Origin of the sequence: Aliiglaciecola sp. LCG003, assembly GCF_030316135.1 — a bacterium.
Lineage (GTDB): Bacteria > Pseudomonadota > Gammaproteobacteria > Enterobacterales > Alteromonadaceae > Aliiglaciecola.
In genome coordinates, this window is the sequence record NZ_CP128185.1 from 489,317 (window position 1) to 508,049 (window position 18,733).

An 18,733-nucleotide genomic window follows, 5' to 3' on the forward strand; every position below is an offset into this window, starting at 1 on the left:
AAACGAACACCGTAGAGCGGTAAAGTACTTTTGCTTAAACAAAGGCGCTTTATCAATCTGGAACTCTGAAATGCTATTCGAGAGAATAAATTTTCAGTTAATAAGAGGTGAACTCAGTGGCACTAGGCTTAGCAGCAAAAAAAGAGATCGTAGCGGAAGTTAACGAAGTTGCGTCTCGAGCTCTATCCGTTGCCGTCGCTGAATACCGTGGGATGGAAGTTTCAGAACTGACTGACCTGCGTATTAAAGCGCGTGAGCAAGGCGTATACCTTAAAGTTGTACGTAATACTCTTGCAAAACGTGGTTTAGCAGACAGTAAGTTTTCTGATTTAGAAGAAGCTTTAACTGGTCCTTTGATTTATGGTTTTTCAATAGACGCACCTGGCGGTGCAGCACGTCTGTTCAAAGATTTCAGCAAAACAAATGACAAGCTTAAAGTAACAGCGCTTTCAATTGGTAGTGGTTTATTGGGTCCAGAAAAATTGGATGCAGTAGCTTCACTTCCTACTCGCGACGAAGCATTGGCAAGACTTCTTGCTACCTTCAAAGCACCTGTCGAGAAGTTCGTTCGTACAATCAACGAAGTTCCAGGCAAGTTTGTGCGTGTATTGGCGGCGATCAAAGACGAAAAATAATTTTCGTCTTTGGCATTAAAATTTTTAACAACTAACCCCAGGAGTTTAGAGAAAATGGCTCTAACTAAAGAAGATATCTTAAACGCGATTGCTGAAATGCCAGTTATGGAATTGGTAGAGTTAATCGAAGCAGCTGAAGAAAAATTTAACGTTTCTGCTGCAGCAGCTGTTGCTGTTGCCGGCCCTGCTGTAGCTGCTGAAGCTGCAGAAGAGCAAACAGAATTTGACGTTGTAATGACTTCATTCGGCGCTAACAAAGTTGCTGTTATCAAAGCAGTACGTAGCGCTACTGGACTTGGTCTTAAAGAAGCTAAAGAAGTTGTTGAATCAGCTCCTAAAGCTATCAAAGAAGGCGTGTCTAAAGACGAAGCTGAAGCACTTAAAGCTGAACTTGAAGCAGCTGGCGCAGAAGTGGAACTTAAGTAATTTGTTAACTAACAGATTACTTGCCTGAAAAGGCTTGGGCTGGTGATTATTTAATCACCAGCCTTTTTGCGCTGTAGGATAGGGCATTTATACCCTTTAAAACTATCCTTCGGATTAGCGCATAAGCGGAATGGAAAAGTAAAATAAAACCAATGGGTTAAGTATTATTTTAGTTAATACTATTTAAAAAATTGGTGTATGCTTAGAAATTGCGTCCAAAAGGGTGCTTGAAGTTTGTTTGGTAAAAGCGCTTTACCGAGCAAGTTGGGTCAAAAATCAGAATGCTGAGGAACCCATGGTTTACTCCAATAGCGAAAAGAAACGTATCCGTAAGGATTTTGGCAAACGCCCACAGGTATTAGAGATACCTTATCTTCTTTCAATCCAGCTCGATTCTTTTAAGAAGTTTATCGATTGCGATGTTGATGGTCAGTATGGACTAGAAGCTGCATTTCGATCTGTCTTTCCAATTAAAAGTTATTCGGGGAACTCTGAATTACAGTACGTGAGCTACCGTTTAGGTGAGCCAGTATTTGACGTTAAAGAATGTCAAATTCGTGGTGTGACTTATTCTGCTCCGCTAAGAGTTAAACTGCGTTTGGTGTTGTTTGATAAAGAAGCCGCACCTGGCACTGTTAAAGATATAAAAGAACAAGAAGTTTACATGGGCGAAATTCCGCTCATGACGGAAAATGGTACTTTTGTGATCAACGGAACTGAGCGTGTAATCGTTTCTCAGTTACACCGTTCACCTGGTGTGTTCTTTGATCATGACAAAGGTAAGACCCACTCCTCCGGTAAAGTATTGTATAACGCGCGAGTTATCCCTTACCGTGGTTCTTGGTTAGACTTCGAATTTGACCCCAAAGACAATTTATATGTTCGTATAGACCGTCGTCGTAAATTGCCAGCAACAATCATCTTACGTGCTTTAGAAATGAGCACTGAAGAGGTTTTGGAATTGTTCTTTGAAAAAGACCAAATCCGTATGGTTGATGGTAAATTCATGATGGACATCGTACCAGAGCGTCTACGTGGTGAAACTGCGCAATTTGACATTTTGGATGGCGAAGGCAATGTTGTAGTTGAAACCAACCGTCGTATTTCAGCACGTCATACTCGTGCACTTGAAAAAGCTAATGTTACTCAGTTAGAAGTTCCTGCAGATTTCCTAGTTGGTCGTGTAATTGCGAAAACCTATGTGAATGAAGAGACTGGTGAAGTAATTCTTAACGCCAACGACGAGTTGACTCTTGAAACGTTAGAAGCGTTATTGAACTCAGAATTAACTGCGTTTGATACTCTTTATATTAACGAACTTGATCATGGTGCTTATATTTCTTCGACTTTGCGTATAGACAGTTCAACCAACCGTCTTGAAGCTTTGGTTGAGATTTACCGTATGATGCGTCCTGGTGAGCCACCAACTAAAGATGCTGCAGAAACATTGTTCAATAACTTGTTCTTCTCAGAAGACCGTTATGACTTGTCTGCTGTTGGACGCATGAAGTTCAACCGTCGTTTAGGCCGTGAAGAGCTTACAGGTTCTGGCACGCTAGATAAAGCCGACATTGTTTCTGTTATGAAACAGCTAATCACTATTCGTGATGGCAAAGATGAAGTGGATGATATCGATCACTTAGGTAACCGTCGTATTCGTTCTGTAGGCGAAATGGCAGAAAACCAATTCCGTGTAGGTCTAGTTCGTGTAGAACGTGCTGTTAAAGAGCGCTTAAGCCTTGGGGATCTTGATGCGATTATGCCGCAAGATTTGATTAACGCTAAGCCTATTTCAGCAGCGGTTAAAGAGTTCTTCGGTTCAAGCCAATTATCTCAGTTTATGGATCAAAACAACCCATTGTCAGAGGTGACGCACAAACGTCGTATCTCAGCATTAGGCCCAGGTGGTTTGACCCGTGAACGTGCAGGCTTTGAAGTTCGAGACGTACACCCGACTCACTATGGTCGTGTTTGTCCTATCGAGACTCCTGAAGGTCCAAACATTGGATTGATTAACTCGTTATCGAGCTTTGCCCGTACTAACGATTTTGGATTCCTAGAAACACCGTACCGCAAGATTATTGACGGTACAGTAACAGACGAAATCGATTACTTGTCAGCAATAGAAGAAGGCCAGTTCGCAATCGCACAGGCTAACGTAATATTGGATGATAATGGTAAATTGACAGAGGACTTGATCCCTTGTCGTTACCGTGGTGAAACTACTTTGATGCAAATTGAAGACATCAAATATATGGATGTTTCTCCACAACAAATCGTTTCTGTTGCAGCAAGTATTATTCCATTCCTAGAACACGATGATGCTAACCGGGCTTTGATGGGTGCAAACATGCAACGTCAAGCTGTTCCGACGCTAAGAGCTGATAAGCCTTTAGTTGGAACTGGTATGGAGAAAACCGTTGCGGTTGACTCTGGTGTTACCATTATCGCTAAACGTGGTGGTACAGTTGATTATGTTGATGCGAGTCGTATCGTTATCAAGGTAAATGAAGAAGAGATGACAGCTGGTGAAGCTGGTATTGATATCTACAACCTAACTAAGTACACCCGTTCTAACCAAAATACCTGTATCAATCAGAAGCCTACATGTAATGTTGGTGATCCGATTGTAACCGGTGATGTGCTAGCCGATGGTCCTTCAACAGACCTAGGTGAATTGGCATTAGGTCAGAACATGCGTATCGCATTTATGCCGTGGAATGGTTACAACTTTGAGGATTCAATCCTTATTTCTGAGCGTGTTGCTCAAGAAGACCGTTTCACTACAATCCATATTCAAGAACTAAGCTGTATCGCTCGTGATACTAAGCTTGGTCCAGAAGAAATCAGCGCCGATATTCCTAATGTAGGTGAATCTGCTCTGGGTAAACTGGATGAATCTGGTGTTGTTTATATCGGTGCTGAAGTTAAAGGTGGAGACATCTTAGTTGGTAAAGTTACGCCTAAAGGTGAAACTCAACTTACTCCAGAAGAAAAACTTTTACGAGCTATCTTCGGTGAAAAAGCATCTGATGTTAAAGATACATCGTTACGTGTTCCTAACAGTGTTCACGGTACAGTTATTGATGTTCAAGTCTTTACCCGTGATGGTGTAGAAAAAGATAAACGTGCACTAGAAATCGAAGACATGCAGTTACGTCAAGTCAAAAAAGACTTGGGTGATGAATTCGGTATCTTGGCTGACGGTATCTTTGCTCGTGCCACAAACATGCTTCTTCGTAACGGCATCGAGCAAGCGAAGCTTGACAGCATGCCTCGTGAAAAGTGGTTTGATCTAACGTTGCAAGACGACGATGCACAAACCGAGCTTGACCAGATTGCTGAACAGCACAGCGAGATTAAACTGGATTTCGATAATAAATTTGAAATCAAACGTCGTAAGATTACTCAAGGTGATGATTTAGCACCTGGTGTTCTTAAGATTGTTAAAGTTTATCTAGCAGTTAAGCGTCATATCCAACCTGGTGATAAAATGGCTGGTCGTCATGGTAACAAAGGTGTTATCTCGACTATCCAACCAGTAGAAGATATGCCTTACGATGGCAACGGTAACCCTGTTGATATCGTACTTAACCCTCTTGGTGTACCTTCGCGGATGAACATCGGTCAGATCCTTGAAACTCACTTGGGTATGGCTGCACATGGATTAGGCGTGAAAATTGATCGCATGATCAAAGAACACGAAGAGATGGCTAAGCTGCGTAGCTTCATTCAAGAAGTTTACAATTCGGGCAAATCTCACCAGGTAGTAGATCTTGACACTTTCACTGACGCTGAAGTTACGCGTTTAGCTGAAAACTTACGTAAAGGTGTACCTATCGCGACTCCGGTCTTCGATGGTGCAACTGAAGCGGAAATCAAAGCGCTACTAACACTGGCTGACATTCCTGAAAGCGGTCAAATTCCATTGTATGATGGTCGTACCGGTCGTGCCTTCGAGCGTCCAGTAACAGTAGGTTATATGTACATGTTGAAACTTAACCACTTGGTTGATGACAAGATGCACGCCCGTTCTACTGGTTCTTATAGCTTGGTTACTCAGCAACCGTTGGGTGGTAAAGCACAGTTCGGTGGTCAGCGCTTCGGTGAGATGGAAGTATGGGCACTTGAAGCTTACGGTGCTGCTTATACCTTGCAAGAAATGCTTACTGTTAAGTCTGATGACGTTAATGGTCGTACGAAAATGTACAAAAACATTGTCGACGGCGATCATCGTATGGAACCTGGCATGCCAGAATCTTTCAATGTATTGCTCAAAGAGATTCGCTCGCTAGGTATCAACATCGAACTAGAAGAGCAGAACGACTAAGCTGCTCTTTGTGAGCTATTGACAGGAGAGCCTGATTGCTGTTCAACGCGGCAATCAGGTTTGCGTAATACCACTCCGTTGGGAGAAAGAAGTGAAAGACTTATTAAAGTTTCTTAAGCAACAGAACAAAACCGAAGAATTCGATAATATTCGTATCGGTCTTGCTTCTCCGGACATGGTCCGATCGTGGTCTTTTGGTGAGGTGAAAAAACCTGAAACCATCAACTACCGTACATTTAAACCAGAGCGTGACGGACTTTTCTGTGCCCGTATCTTTGGTCCGGTAAAAGACTACGAATGCTTGTGCGGTAAGTACAAGCGCCTTAAGCATCGTGGCGTAATTTGTGAAAAGTGTGGCGTAGAAGTTACCTTAACCAAAGTTCGTCGTGAGCGTATGGGGCACATTGAACTGGCTAGCCCAGTTGCACACATTTGGTTCCTGAAATCTTTACCGTCTCGTATTGGCTTAATGCTAGATATGACATTACGTGACATCGAGCGTGTATTGTACTTTGAATCTTATGTTGTTACCGAACCTGGAATGACAACATTAGAGCGTTCACAGTTGCTTACGGAAGAAGAATATTTAGATTCTTTGGAAGAGCACGGTGACGAATTCGAAGCCAAAATGGGTGCCGAAGCAGTATTCGAATTATTGAAAGTACTCGACGTAGACGCCGATGTGGTATCTATGCGCGAAGAGTTGCCTTCAATCAATTCTGAAACTAAACGTAAAAAAATCACTAAGCGTTTGAAGTTACTTGAGTCATTCCAGCAATCTGGTAATAAGCCAGAGTGGATGATTATGACAGTTCTGCCAGTATTACCACCTGACTTACGTCCTTTGGTACCGCTAGATGGTGGCCGTTTTGCTACTTCAGATTTGAACGATTTATACCGTCGCGTTATCAACCGTAACAACCGCTTGAAGCGTCTTCTTGATCTTGCTGCACCTGATATCATCGTGCGCAACGAAAAACGTATGTTACAAGAAGCTGTTGATGCGTTGTTAGATAATGGTCGTCGTGGTCGCGCTATTACTGGTTCTAACAAACGTCCTCTTAAATCTTTGGCTGATATGATCAAAGGTAAGCAAGGTCGTTTCCGTCAGAACTTACTTGGTAAGCGTGTTGATTACTCTGGTCGTTCTGTAATCACTGTTGGTCCTACACTACGCCTTCATCAATGTGGTTTACCGAAGAAAATGGCACTTGAATTATTCAAACCATTTATCTATGGAAAATTGGAAGCACGTGGTTTAGCAACAACTATCAAAGCTGCGAAGAAATTGGTAGAGCGAGAAGCTCCGGAAGTATGGGATGTTTTGGATGAAGTTATCCGCGAACACCCTGTATTACTAAACCGAGCACCAACACTTCACAGATTAGGTATTCAAGCTTTTGAACCTATTCTTATCGAAGGTAAAGCGATTCAGTTGCACCCATTAGTATGTGCGGCATACAACGCCGACTTCGATGGTGACCAAATGGCTGTTCACGTACCTTTGACTATTGAAGCTCAGCTTGAAGCACGTGCTTTGATGATGTCTACCAACAACATTTTGTCACCCGCAAACGGTGAGCCTATCATCGTTCCTTCACAGGACGTTGTATTAGGTTTGTACTATCTTACTCGTGACCGTGTAAATGGTTTGGGTGAAGGTATGGTATTTACCAGCCCGCACGAAGCTGAAAAAGCATACCGTACTGGTAATGCTGAATTGCACGCCCGTGTGAAAGTACGTATCACTGAATATGATGTTGATGAAAGCGGAAACAAGAAAGAAAAAGTAACATTGACAGATACTACTGTTGGTCGCGCGATTTTCTCTTTGATCCTGCCTAAAGGTTTGCCGTTTGAAATTATCAACCAAGCCATGGGCAAAAAGCAGATCTCTCGTCTACTCAACACCTGTTACCGTGTACTAGGTTTGAAAGACACCGTTATCGCTGCCGACCAAATCATGTATACCGGTTTCCATTACGCGATGATCGCGGGTGCGTCTGTTGGTATCGATGACATGGTTATCCCAGATGCCAAGAAAGATATTATCGAAGCCGCTGAAGAAGAAGTTTTCGAAATTCAGGAGCAGTTCCAGTCAGGTCTTGTTACTGCTGGTGAGCGATACAACAAAGTTATCGATATTTGGTCTCGTGCAAACGAAGATGTAGCTAAGGCGATGATGTCCAACTTGTCTAAAGAACAAGTGTTAAATCGCGATGGCGTAATGGAAGAGCAAGATTCTTTCAACTCTGTGTTTATGATGGCCGACTCTGGTGCTCGTGGTAGTGCCGCTCAGATTCGTCAGTTGGCGGGTATGCGTGGTCTGATGGCGAAACCAGATGGTTCAATCATCGAAACGCCAATTACTGCAAACTTCCGTGAAGGTTTGAACGTACTTCAGTACTTTATTTCTACTCACGGAGCTCGTAAAGGTTTGGCCGATACGGCATTGAAAACAGCTAACTCTGGTTACTTAACCCGTCGTTTGGTTGATGTGGCGCAAGATTTGGTTATCAACAATACAGATTGCGGCACATTCGAAGGTGTGAAAATGACACCGCTAATCGAAGGTGGTGACGTTGTAGAGCCATTGCGCGAGCGCGTATTGGGTCGTGTTGTAGCCGAAGATGTAGTTAAGCCAGGTTCAAACGATATTCTAGTCGAGCGTAATGTTTTACTAGACGAAGAATTGGTTGATATGTTGGAAGCCAATTCTGTTGACCAAATCTTAGTACGTTCAGTTATCACTTGTGACAACGATTTTGGTGTGTGTGCAAGATGTTACGGTCGTGATCTAGCCCGTGGACATATGGTTGGTTACGGTGAGTCTGTTGGTGTTATCGCTGCACAGTCAATCGGTGAGCCTGGTACACAGCTTACCATGCGTACCTTCCACATCGGTGGTGCGGCATCAAGAGCTTCTGCAGAAAATAGTGTACAAGTTAAAACTAACGGTACATTGAAACTGCATAACGCCAAGTATGTTCGCAACGCAGACGACAAAGTAGTTATAGTTTCACGTTCAACTGAAATCACCATTATTGATGATCAAGGTCGTGAGAAAGAACGTTATAAGGTTCCTTACGGTGCCATCTTAACGGTAGATGACAATGCAACAATTGCAGCTGGTGACGTTGTCGCTAACTGGGACCCGCATTCTCATCCTATTATCACTGAACGTGCTTCGAAGATCACTTTTGCCGATATCGATGACTCAAATACTGAGATGCAGCAAGACGAGTTAACTGGTCTTACCCGTATCGTCGTTAAAGATTTGACTAAAGCGAACGCCAAAGAGCCAAAACTTATCTTGGAAAGTGACGAAGTCGGTCTTCAAGAAATACGCTTACCTAGCTTTACTACCATTGAAGCAACAGACGGTAAGATGGTTGCGGTAGGTGACGTGCTAGCGCGTATTCCTCAGGAGAGTTCGAAGACTCGTGATATTACCGGTGGTTTGCCACGTGTTGCTGATTTGTTCGAAGCACGTAAGCCTAAAGAGCCTGCAATCTTAGCTGAAGTATCAGGTACGATTGGCTTTGGTAAAGAAACCAAAGGTAAGAAACGCTTAGTGATCACACCTAAAGAAGGTGATCATTACGAAGAGATGATTCCTAAGTGGCGTCAACTTAACGTGTTTGAAGGTGAATCTGTAGAAAAAGGCGAAGTAATTGCCGATGGACCAGAGTCTCCACATGATATCTTGCGCTTGCGCGGTATCAGTGCAGTGGCTAACTACATTGTTAATGAAGTTCAAGAAGTATACCGTCTACAAGGTGTAAAAATTAACGATAAGCACATTGAGGTTGTTATTCGCCAAATGTTGCGTAAGTGTATGATTACTCATTCTGGCGATACTCAATTCTTGGAAGGCGAGCAAGTAGAAGTTGCTAACGTTAAGATTGCTAACCGTGAGATGGAAAAACAGGGTAAATTCCCTGCCCAGTATGAAACGCAGTTGCTAGGTATAACCAAAGCATCGCTTTCTACAGAGTCTTTCATTTCAGCAGCATCGTTCCAGGAGACCACTCGTGTTCTTACTGAAGCCGCTGTTCAAGGTAAAGAAGATGAATTACGTGGCTTGAAAGAGAATGTAATCGTTGGGCGTCTAATCCCAGCTGGTACCGGTTTCTCATACCATCAAAATCGCGCTAAGTTAAGAGCTGCGAAGATGACAGTAGAAGAACCTTCCGTTTCTGCATCTGATGCTGAACAAGCACTAACAGAAGCGCTTAACGCTGAAACGGGCAATAGCTCATCAGGCGAATAAGCAGCATATAGAATTGCAATAAGTCTTTATCGGGCCGTGCCTGGTAAAGACTTCTCTTGACAGTTCGAATTATGATCTATAGAATTCCGCGACCCGAAATTTGGTAATTCAAGTTTTAGGCGCGGATTTTTCGCTTTCAGAGCCCGATGTTCGGGCAATCAGTAGTTATTTTAACCAGGAGCTAGTTAATGGCAACAGTTAACCAGTTAGTGCGCTCGCCACGTAAGAAGCCCGTTGAGAAAAGCAACGTCGCTGCATTACAGGCTTGCCCACAAAAACGTGGTGTTTGTACCCGTGTGTATACCACTACACCAAAGAAGCCGAACTCTGCATTACGTAAAGTATGCCGTGTTCGTTTAACCAACGGTTTTGAAGTTTCTTCATACATCGGCGGCGAAGGTCATAACCTTCAAGAGCACAGTGTTGTTCTTATCCGCGGTGGCCGTGTAAAAGATTTACCAGGTGTTCGTTACCACACTGTTCGCGGTACTTTGGACTGCGCAGGCGTAAACGATCGTCGTCAAGCCCGTTCTAAGTACGGCGCAAAAAGGCCTAAGTCTTAACGGTTCTCCGTTAGTAAGGCCAAACTAATTTAATTTAGAGTTTTGGGTTATTCCTGAATTCCACGGAGAGTATTAAGATGCCAAGAAGAAGAGTCGTAGGTCAACGTAAAATCCTACCTGATCCTAAGTTCGGATCACAATTGCTTGCTAAATTCATGAACGTTGTCATGTTAGACGGCAAAAAATCTACTGCTGAAAAGATCGTTTACGGTGCACTAGAAATTGTTGCTGAAAAAACCGGCAAAGCACACTTAGATGTATTTGAAGATGCATTGGACAACATCCGCCCTACAGTCGAAGTTAAGTCTCGTCGTGTTGGTGGTTCTACGTACCAAGTACCTGTAGAAGTTCGTCCTATTCGTCGTAATGCATTGGGTATGCGTTGGATGGTTGATGCTGCTCGTAAGCGTGGTGAAAAATCCATGGCTCAGCGCCTAGCTGCTGAAATGCTAGATGCGTCTGAAAATAGAGGTTCTGCGGTTAAGAAACGTGAAGACGTTCACCGTATGGCTGAAGCGAACAAAGCGTTCGCACATTACCGTTGGTAGTAAAAGCTTCAATGAGAGGGACAGATGGCTCGTAAGCATCCAATTGATCGCTATCGCAACATCGGTATCGTTGCGCATGTTGATGCGGGTAAAACGACCACTACTGAACGTGTTTTATTCTACACTGGCTTGTCTCACAAGATCGGTGAAGTCCATGATGGCGCTGCCACCATGGACTGGATGGAACAGGAGCAGGAACGTGGTATTACTATCACATCAGCGGCGACAACGTGTTTCTGGTCTGGCATGCAAAAACAGTATGAACAGCACAGAATCAACATTATCGATACACCAGGTCACGTAGATTTTACCATTGAGGTAGAGCGTTCTTTACGTGTGTTGGATGGTGCGGTAGTAGTGTTTTGCGGATCTTCGGGTGTCGAACCTCAATCTGAAACTGTATGGCGCCAAGCTGACAAATACCGTGTTCCGCGCATTGTATTTGTCAACAAAATGGACCGTGCAGGAGCTGACTTCGAGCGTGTAGTAAAACAAATACAAAATAGATTGGGTTCGATTTGTGTACCCATTCAATTAAACATCGGTGCTGAAGAAACCTTCAAAGGTGTTATAGATCTGATTAAGATGAAAGCCATTAACTGGAATGATGCTGATCAGGGAATGACCTTTACCTACGAAGAGGTTCCCGCTGACCTTCTCGAGCGTGCAAACGCTATGCGTTTGAATATGGTTGAAGCGGCAGCGGAAGCATCTGATGAATTAATGAATAAATATTTGGAAGGCGAAGAGCTTTCCGAGGAAGAAATTAAAGCTGGATTGCGCATCCGTACGCTAAATAATGAAATAGTGGTGGCGACCTGCGGCTCAGCTTTCAAAAACAAAGGTGTACAAGCAGTTCTTGATTCGGTCGTAGAGTTTTTACCTGCGCCTGATGATGTTCCCGCTATTAAGGGCATCGCGAATGACAAGAATGAAAGTGAAATCGAACGTCATGCAGATGACTCCGAACCCTTTTCAGCCTTAGCATTTAAAATTGCTACTGACCCATTTGTGGGCACCTTAACATTCTTCCGCTGCTACTCTGGTGTGGTTAACACCGGCGATGCAGTATTTAATCCTATTAAAGGTAAACGCGAACGCTTTGGCCGTATCGTTCAGATGCATGCCAAAGACCGTGAAGAGTTGAAAGAAGTGCGCGCCGGCGATATTGCGGCGGCAATTGGAATGAAAGATGTCACCACTGGTGATACCTTATGCGATCCTAATCATGTGATTACGCTTGAGAGAATGGAGTTTCCCGACCCGGTAATATCTATCGCGGTTGAGCCTCGCTCTACAGCTGATCAGGATAAAATGGCTATTGCACTGGGTAAACTTGCTGCAGAAGATCCATCATTTCGTGTGGGCACTGATGCTGAGTCTGGACAAACAATTATCTCAGGAATGGGAGAATTGCATTTAGATATCATCGTTGACCGCATGAAGCGCGAGTTTGGTGTTGACTGCAACGTGGGTAAACCTCAGGTTGCATATCGTGAAACCATTCGCAAGAAAGTGGAAGTTGAAGGTAAGTTCGTCCGACAGTCTGGTGGTCGTGGTCAATATGGTCATGTTTGGTTGCGCGTAGAACCGAATGAAGAAGGCGCTGGCTACGAGTTCGTAAACGAAGTTGTAGGTGGTGTAGTACCTAAGGAATATATTCCTGCGGTTGATAAAGGCATTCAAGAACAGATGCAAAATGGTGTATTAGCCGGTTATCCAGTTCTTGATGTCAAAGTCACTTTATTCGATGGTTCGTTCCATGACGTTGACTCTTCTGAAATGGCGTTTAAGATAGCGGGTTCAATGGGCTTTAGAAACGGTTTGACCGAAGCTAATCCTGCTCTACTTGAACCAACTATGAAAGTTGAAGTCACCACTCCAGAAGATTGGATGGGTGATGTGGTTGGCGATTTGAATCGTCGCCGCGGTATAATTGATGGTATGGATGACGGCATTGCAGGTATAAAAATTGTACGTGCAAAGGTTCCGCTAGCAGAAATGTTTGGCTATGCTACTGCATTGCGTAGTGCAACTCAGGGTCGTGCATCCTACTCTATGGAATTCTTTAACTATTCCGAAGCATCTAGTAATGTGACGAAAGCGATAGTTGAAGCACGAAATTAATCTAAATGAAGGTTCGGTCCGGTCTATTGTTGGGTCGGACTTTTAAATTAGGAATATAGTAAAATGGCAAAAGCAAAGTTTGAACGTACTAAAACCCACGTAAACGTCGGTACAATTGGCCACGTTGACCATGGTAAAACGACACTAACAGCGGCAATCACCACTGTTCTAGCTAAAACGTACGGTGGTTCTGCATCAGCGTTCGATCAAATCGATAACGCTCCAGAAGAGCGTGAGCGTGGTATTACTATTTCAACGTCTCACGTTGAATATGATACTCCAGCTCGTCACTACGCACACGTTGACTGCCCAGGACACGCGGATTATGTGAAAAACATGATCACCGGTGCTGCACAGATGGACGGCGCGATTTTGGTAGTTGCTGCAACAGATGGTCCTATGCCACAAACACGTGAGCACATCTTGTTGGGTCGTCAGGTTGGCGTACCTTACATGGTTGTTTTCATGAACAAATGTGACATGGTTGACGACGAAGAGTTGTTGGAATTGGTAGAAATGGAAGTTCGTGAACTTCTAACTGAATATGAATTCCCAGGCGACGACTTACCAGTAATTCAAGGTTCAGCGCTTAAAGCGTTGGAAGGCGATGAAGCATGGGAAGGTAAAATCATTGAGCTAGCGGAAGCACTGGATACTTATATTCCAGATCCAGAGCGTGCAATTGATAAGCCATTCATCTTGCCAATCGAAGACGTATTCTCAATCTCAGGTCGTGGAACAGTAGTTACCGGTCGTGTAGAGCAGGGTATCGTTAAAGTAGGTGAAGAAGTTGAAATCGTAGGTATCCGCGACACAACTAAATCTACTTGTACAGGTGTTGAGATGTTCCGTAAATTGCTTGACGAAGGTCGTGCAGGCGAGAACGTTGGTGTACTACTACGTGGTACTAAGCGTGATGACGTTGAGCGTGGTCAAGTATTGGCTAAGCCTGGTTCAATCAACCCACACACTAAATTCGAAGCAGAAGTGTATGTATTGTCTAAAGATGAAGGTGGTCGTCATACTCCATTCTTCAAAGGCTATCGTCCACAGTTCTACTTCCGTACAACTGACGTAACAGGTGCTGTAGAGCTTCCTGAAGGCGTAGAAATGGTAATGCCAGGTGACAACTTGAAATTCGTAGTTGAGTTGATTGCTCCTATCGCGATGGACGAAGGTTTACGCTTCGCTATCCGTGAAGGTGGTCGTACTGTAGGTGCTGGTGTTGTAGCTAAGATTATCGCTTAATCTAAGTTCACGCGAGTCCCAAAAAAGCTGCCTAGTGCAGCTTTTTTTATGTCTGCTTTTTGATGTTCTAAATACCGTTACGAAATTGTTATTTGGACAGCCATGATAATTTGGCTTTCCTCCAAGCTATCAATACGTGGACCAATACGTGGATGGACCAATACGTGGACAGGCATAGTGCAATACGTGGACAGGCATAGTAATTCGCATAGCAATTTGATTTCATTTCAAGGCAGTACCGTGCGACAAACACGGTGTGAATACGTCCTTGTACGTTTAGCCTTTTCATCCCTGAAAAGCATAGTTTGTAGCACAGTAGCAGCCTGTCCAAATAGCAATCATGCCTGTCCGAATAAAAGCGCAACTTCTTTATATCTGGACACCCACCTTTAAATCATTCCTAGGCAAGTAAGGCACTAAAAGACGCAGTGAATGTAACTCTGTAAATTTAACCTTTTAGTCCCTCAAAGCGATATTTGTATCATGTTATCTGTCTTTGCATTTTGACGGATAAACATGCCTGTCCAGATAAGGGCTATCCTTCAGTATCAGCTTGCCGTTTTGCTCGAGTGCAGCAGGGATTGATTGAGTTTACTCATTTCATCTTCAGTTAGGTTTCGCCATTGACCAGCCTGTAGCCGAGTTAAATCAATATGCATGATACGAGTACGCTTTAATTGGGTCACTTCATAGCCTAAAAACTCACACATCCTTCGGATTTGACGATTGAGTCCCTGGGTAAGCACAATGTTGAACCTGTATCTTCCGATAGCAGTAACCTTGCAGGGTTTGGTTACTGTACCTAAAATGGGCACACCTGCACTCATGCGCGTGATAAAGCGTTCACTGATGGGTCGTTTAACCGTAACTTCATATTCTTTGTCATGGGCGTTCTCAGCCCGCAAAATCTTGTTAACAATGTCACCATCACTTGTGAGCAAAATAAGTCCTTCGGACGGTTTGTCTAAACGACCAATGGGGAAAATCCGTTGCTTGTGCTTTATCGCGTCAATGATATTGCCTTTGACATGTCGTTCCGTGGTGCAGGTTATACCTACAGGCTTATTGTAAGCGATATAGACACGGTCGGATTTATTGTCCGGGCTTGCGCCAATAAGTTTGCCATCCACTTTGACTTTATCTGAGGGCAACACTTTAGTACCCAATTCAGGGATTTTGTCGTTGATGGTGACTCGGTTTTGCTCGATCAGTTTGTCCGCTTCTCGACGGGAACATATGCCTGTCTCACTAATAAACTTATTAAGGCGTTTTCCTTCCACTGCATTCATAACTAATTTAGCTATTCCTAAGGTTGTATGGTGCGAACTATTTAGGGGTGTTAGTGTAGGTGTTTTGCGCTCAAACTGGTAGCATTTGCTATCTATAAATGGTGTATTTGAACCATTTCAGGTTTTTCTCACTATTGGTATTAAACACCAACTGACAGGACATAAACATGCGCTATTCCAAACTCGGAAGCAGTGGAATTGAAGTTTCCAGAGTATGCCTTGGGTCAATGACTTGGGGACAACAGAACAATCAAGCTGACGCAGATCAACAAATCGACTTTGCATTATCTCGGGGTGTTAACTTCATTGATACCGCTGAAATGTACTCTGTACCACCTAGAGCTGAAACGTATGGAGCGACAGAATCTATCATTGGCAACTGGTTGTCACGTCATCAGCAACAGCGAAAGCAAGTATATATTGCCAGTAAAATAGCAGGTCCAGGATTTTCCTACATTCGAGGTGGTAAACCCATGGATGGAGAAGGGGTGATTGCCGCTGTTGATGCATCTCTTAAGCGTTTAAACACTGATTATATCGACTTGTATCAACTCCATTGGCCGAATCGTGTCAGCCCTCATTTTGGTAAACACTTGCCGAATAATATTCGTTTTTCAAAGGTAAATGCCCAGACCGAAAGTAACGCTATGTTAGAAATCCTGCAAGCCTTGCAAGACTGTGTTGATGCCGGAAAGATCCGTCATTGCGGACTGTCAGATGAAACCACATGGGGCATAAATCAATACATCAGATTGGCCGAGAAACATGCACTGCCCAAAATGGTGTCGATTCAAAATGAATTCAGTTTGCTGCACAGCAAAGATTGGCCCTACTTGATCGAGAATTGTTTTCACGAAGATGTGGCTTATTTGCCATGGTCTCCTTTGGCGGGTGGGGCGCTTAGTGGCAAATACTTAAATGGTCAGCGCCCAGAAGGCAGTCGTTGGACGCTGGAACAGCGCAACGGCTTGTTCCGCGACAACCCTCAGTCCCAGCAGGCCATAGAGCAATACGTCAACATTGCCAAAAAATATGCAATAACTCCCAGTCAATTGGCGTTGGCTTGGTGTGACCAAATCGATGGGGTGACTTCAACCATTATAGGCGCAACTACTATCGAGCAATTATCTGAGAATTTAGATGCCTTTGATTTACCATTATCGGAGGAGGTATTAGCAGAGATTAATAGTACGCTGCAGACTTATCCTTCACCATTTTGAGTCTGGTATGACTTACTGATGATAGATAATAAAAAAGGCACGACATAACAAACCGTGCCTTTCGTGTTGAAGCTTGGCAGCTTGTTAACTAATTAGTCGCAGCATTGCCAATATTCACGTCAAGAAAATCCAGCAAGGCTTGATATAGTTCTTTACGTCCTTCTTCATCATATACGCCGTGACCACTCTTACCAAAATTCAAATACGGCACCTTTTTGCCTTGGGCCTCAAGGGCTGTGTGCATTTTGTTGGCATTAATAACCGGGACTCTTGCATCTTTGTCACCGTGTATCAACATTACCTCGGCCTTGATTTTATCCACATGGTTAATCGGTGAAAACTCATTTAATTGGGCGGTATCTCGGCCAATATATTTCTCAATGGCAGCTTCCCCACCGATGTATTGCATGGTATCGCTTTCTGAATACATATAGTGCAAATTGTAAATTCCCACGTAACCTATTGTACATTGGTATAAATCAGGTGCCCGTATCACAGACATGAGCGCCGCATAACCGCCGTAACTCGCACCGTAGGCACAGATGCGGTTACCATCAACCTTGTCTTGCTCAATAATGAATTGGGTAGCTTCATTGATGTCGGCAATCATCTTGCCGCCCCACTGGCGGTAACCCATTTCTTCGAACACTTTGCCATAGCCACCACTGCCGCGAAAATTTACTTGTAAAACAGCATACCCGCGATTCGCCAATAGCTGCACTTCTGAATCAAACTCCCACCGGTCGAATGGCCCGTGTGGGCCACCGTGGATCATCACCACCATTGGAGGCTTTTTGCTACTATCTTCGCTCTGAGGCATAGTTAGATAACCCTTGACCTCAACCTGATCAGAGGTAGTGAATTTGAATGGCTGCTTTGGCTGCATTTGTCGTGGGTCTAACCAAGAACGATTTGCCCAAAGAAACCTAGCATTCATTGCTTTAGTGTCAAATATGTAGAATTCACCGGGGTTTATGTCACTTTGGACATGCACCAATAAAAATTGGCCATCTTCACTTTGACTGGTGACTATTACGGTTTGGTTATCGAAAGCTTCAACCAACATTTTATGTAGTTTAATTTTAGGAGTATCTGAATTTGGGTAGTGGTACTTGGTTTTGTTTGGGTGTGAATAGGCCATTATTGGCTGATTGCTGACGGGATCAAATGACCAGGAAATAAGGTCCATATCTAAATCACTGAATATCTCAGTCAACTTACCAGTAGCTAAATCAAGTTCATAAACATTGGCAAACCGTTGTTCACCACTACGACCTTTTAAGTAAACTTTGTCTGAGGTCTGGTTAATAGTCAGAGGAATGAAGGTTTGTTCTGTACCAAATGCCGTTTTTAAATCGACCCAGTCAGAATCAGCATTTTTGCGGTAAGCGGAAAAAACCTTATTCTGATTATCACTCCAACTCATAAAGTTTACGTTACCGTTACTAGTGGCCAATACAGTGGCGTCAGGATGACTTAATGTTTCCACTTTACGTTTCCGACCATTGTAAATATTTAACTTACTGATGACAGGCTTGTTTTCTCGTAAATCATACAACACATTTTGCTTAAGGCTCCAAGGGTGCTCAATGATCAAAATATTGTCGTCATCTCCCTCTAGCGAACTAATTATATAGGGTGTTGCCCGAGTCGATTTGCGTTTTTCCATACGAGAGCCACCGCTACTCTGCCCGGCTCGATAACCAAATAGCATTTCTGATTTACTGCCATCTATATTGACGGCATACAATTCTCCGGTAGCCATAGGCGTATCAAAATCGCTATGTTTTTCAGCATATTGAAACACCACACGTTCATTATTTATCCACTGTGCGGAGTGTATCGAATCGTTCTCTCTCGGCCGCACGCCACCGACAATCTTCATGGTTTTGGCATCCAAAAAGAACAAACCAACGAGTCCATCGGCCCTTGCTCGGGCAAGTAAGTGATTGCCGTCAGGTGATATTTTCATATCCAGATAGTCGCCATGGCGGACGAAATCATTCAAGGGGATTTCTGCGCTGTGGACTAGTGAGGTGAGCAAGATAAAGCAAAAGCAAAGCAGGGTTTTCAT

General features: G+C 43.6%; 11 protein-coding genes. 9 read left to right on the forward strand and 2 right to left on the reverse strand.

Going from position 1 to position 18,733, the window contains the following annotated elements:
- The first annotated feature begins 116 nt into the window (after positions 1-116).
- The 8 genes from rplJ to tuf all read left to right on the forward strand — a co-directional run bounded on the left by rplJ (position 117) and on the right by tuf (position 14,150).
- Positions 117-635, forward strand: a complete 519-nt coding sequence (gene rplJ / locus QR722_RS02085) for a 50S ribosomal protein L10 (protein WP_286285102.1) — start codon at positions 117-119, stop codon at positions 633-635.
- A gap of 54 nt (positions 636-689) precedes the next feature.
- On the forward strand, positions 690-1,061 hold the full coding sequence (gene rplL, locus QR722_RS02090; protein ID WP_286285103.1) for a 50S ribosomal protein L7/L12: 372 nt from the start codon (positions 690-692) through the stop codon (positions 1,059-1,061).
- A 295-nt stretch (positions 1,062-1,356) separates the two neighbouring features.
- A complete protein-coding gene (rpoB, locus tag QR722_RS02095) occupies positions 1,357-5,391 on the forward strand; it encodes a DNA-directed RNA polymerase subunit beta (RefSeq protein ID WP_286287528.1) in 4,035 nt (1,344 codons plus the stop codon).
- A gap of 91 nt (positions 5,392-5,482) precedes the next feature.
- The gene (rpoC, locus tag QR722_RS02100) at positions 5,483-9,664 is read left to right on the forward strand and encodes a DNA-directed RNA polymerase subunit beta' (RefSeq protein ID WP_286285104.1); all 4,182 of its coding nucleotides are present in this window, start codon (positions 5,483-5,485) and stop codon (positions 9,662-9,664) included.
- A 188-nt stretch (positions 9,665-9,852) separates the two neighbouring features.
- Positions 9,853-10,227, forward strand: coding sequence for a 30S ribosomal protein S12 (gene rpsL / locus QR722_RS02105; RefSeq protein ID WP_008845957.1), 375 nt, complete (start codon positions 9,853-9,855; stop codon positions 10,225-10,227).
- 77 nt (positions 10,228-10,304) lie between these two features.
- Positions 10,305-10,775 (forward strand): 30S ribosomal protein S7, encoded by a 471-nt coding sequence (rpsG, locus tag QR722_RS02110; RefSeq protein WP_286285105.1) that lies wholly within the window; start codon positions 10,305-10,307, stop codon positions 10,773-10,775.
- Between the two features lie 24 nt (positions 10,776-10,799).
- Positions 10,800-12,902, forward strand: coding sequence for an elongation factor G (gene fusA, locus QR722_RS02115; protein WP_286285106.1), 2,103 nt, complete (start codon positions 10,800-10,802; stop codon positions 12,900-12,902).
- Positions 12,903-12,965: 63 nt separating this feature from the next.
- Positions 12,966-14,150 (forward strand): elongation factor Tu, encoded by a 1,185-nt coding sequence (gene tuf / locus QR722_RS02120; RefSeq protein ID WP_286283955.1) that lies wholly within the window; start codon positions 12,966-12,968, stop codon positions 14,148-14,150.
- Between the two features lie 548 nt (positions 14,151-14,698).
- Here the strand turns inward: tuf and rluF are convergent.
- A complete protein-coding gene (gene rluF, locus QR722_RS02125; protein WP_286285107.1) occupies positions 14,699-15,439 on the reverse strand; it encodes a 23S rRNA pseudouridine(2604) synthase RluF in 741 nt (246 codons plus the stop codon).
- Between the two features lie 167 nt (positions 15,440-15,606).
- Between rluF and QR722_RS02130 the strand changes: the two genes are divergently transcribed.
- Positions 15,607-16,659, forward strand: coding sequence for an aldo/keto reductase (locus QR722_RS02130; RefSeq protein ID WP_286285108.1), 1,053 nt, complete (start codon positions 15,607-15,609; stop codon positions 16,657-16,659).
- An 88-nt stretch (positions 16,660-16,747) separates the two neighbouring features.
- Here the strand turns inward: QR722_RS02130 and QR722_RS02135 are convergent, their stop codons facing one another.
- A complete protein-coding gene (locus QR722_RS02135; protein ID WP_286285109.1) occupies positions 16,748-18,733 on the reverse strand; it encodes an alpha/beta hydrolase family protein in 1,986 nt (661 codons plus the stop codon).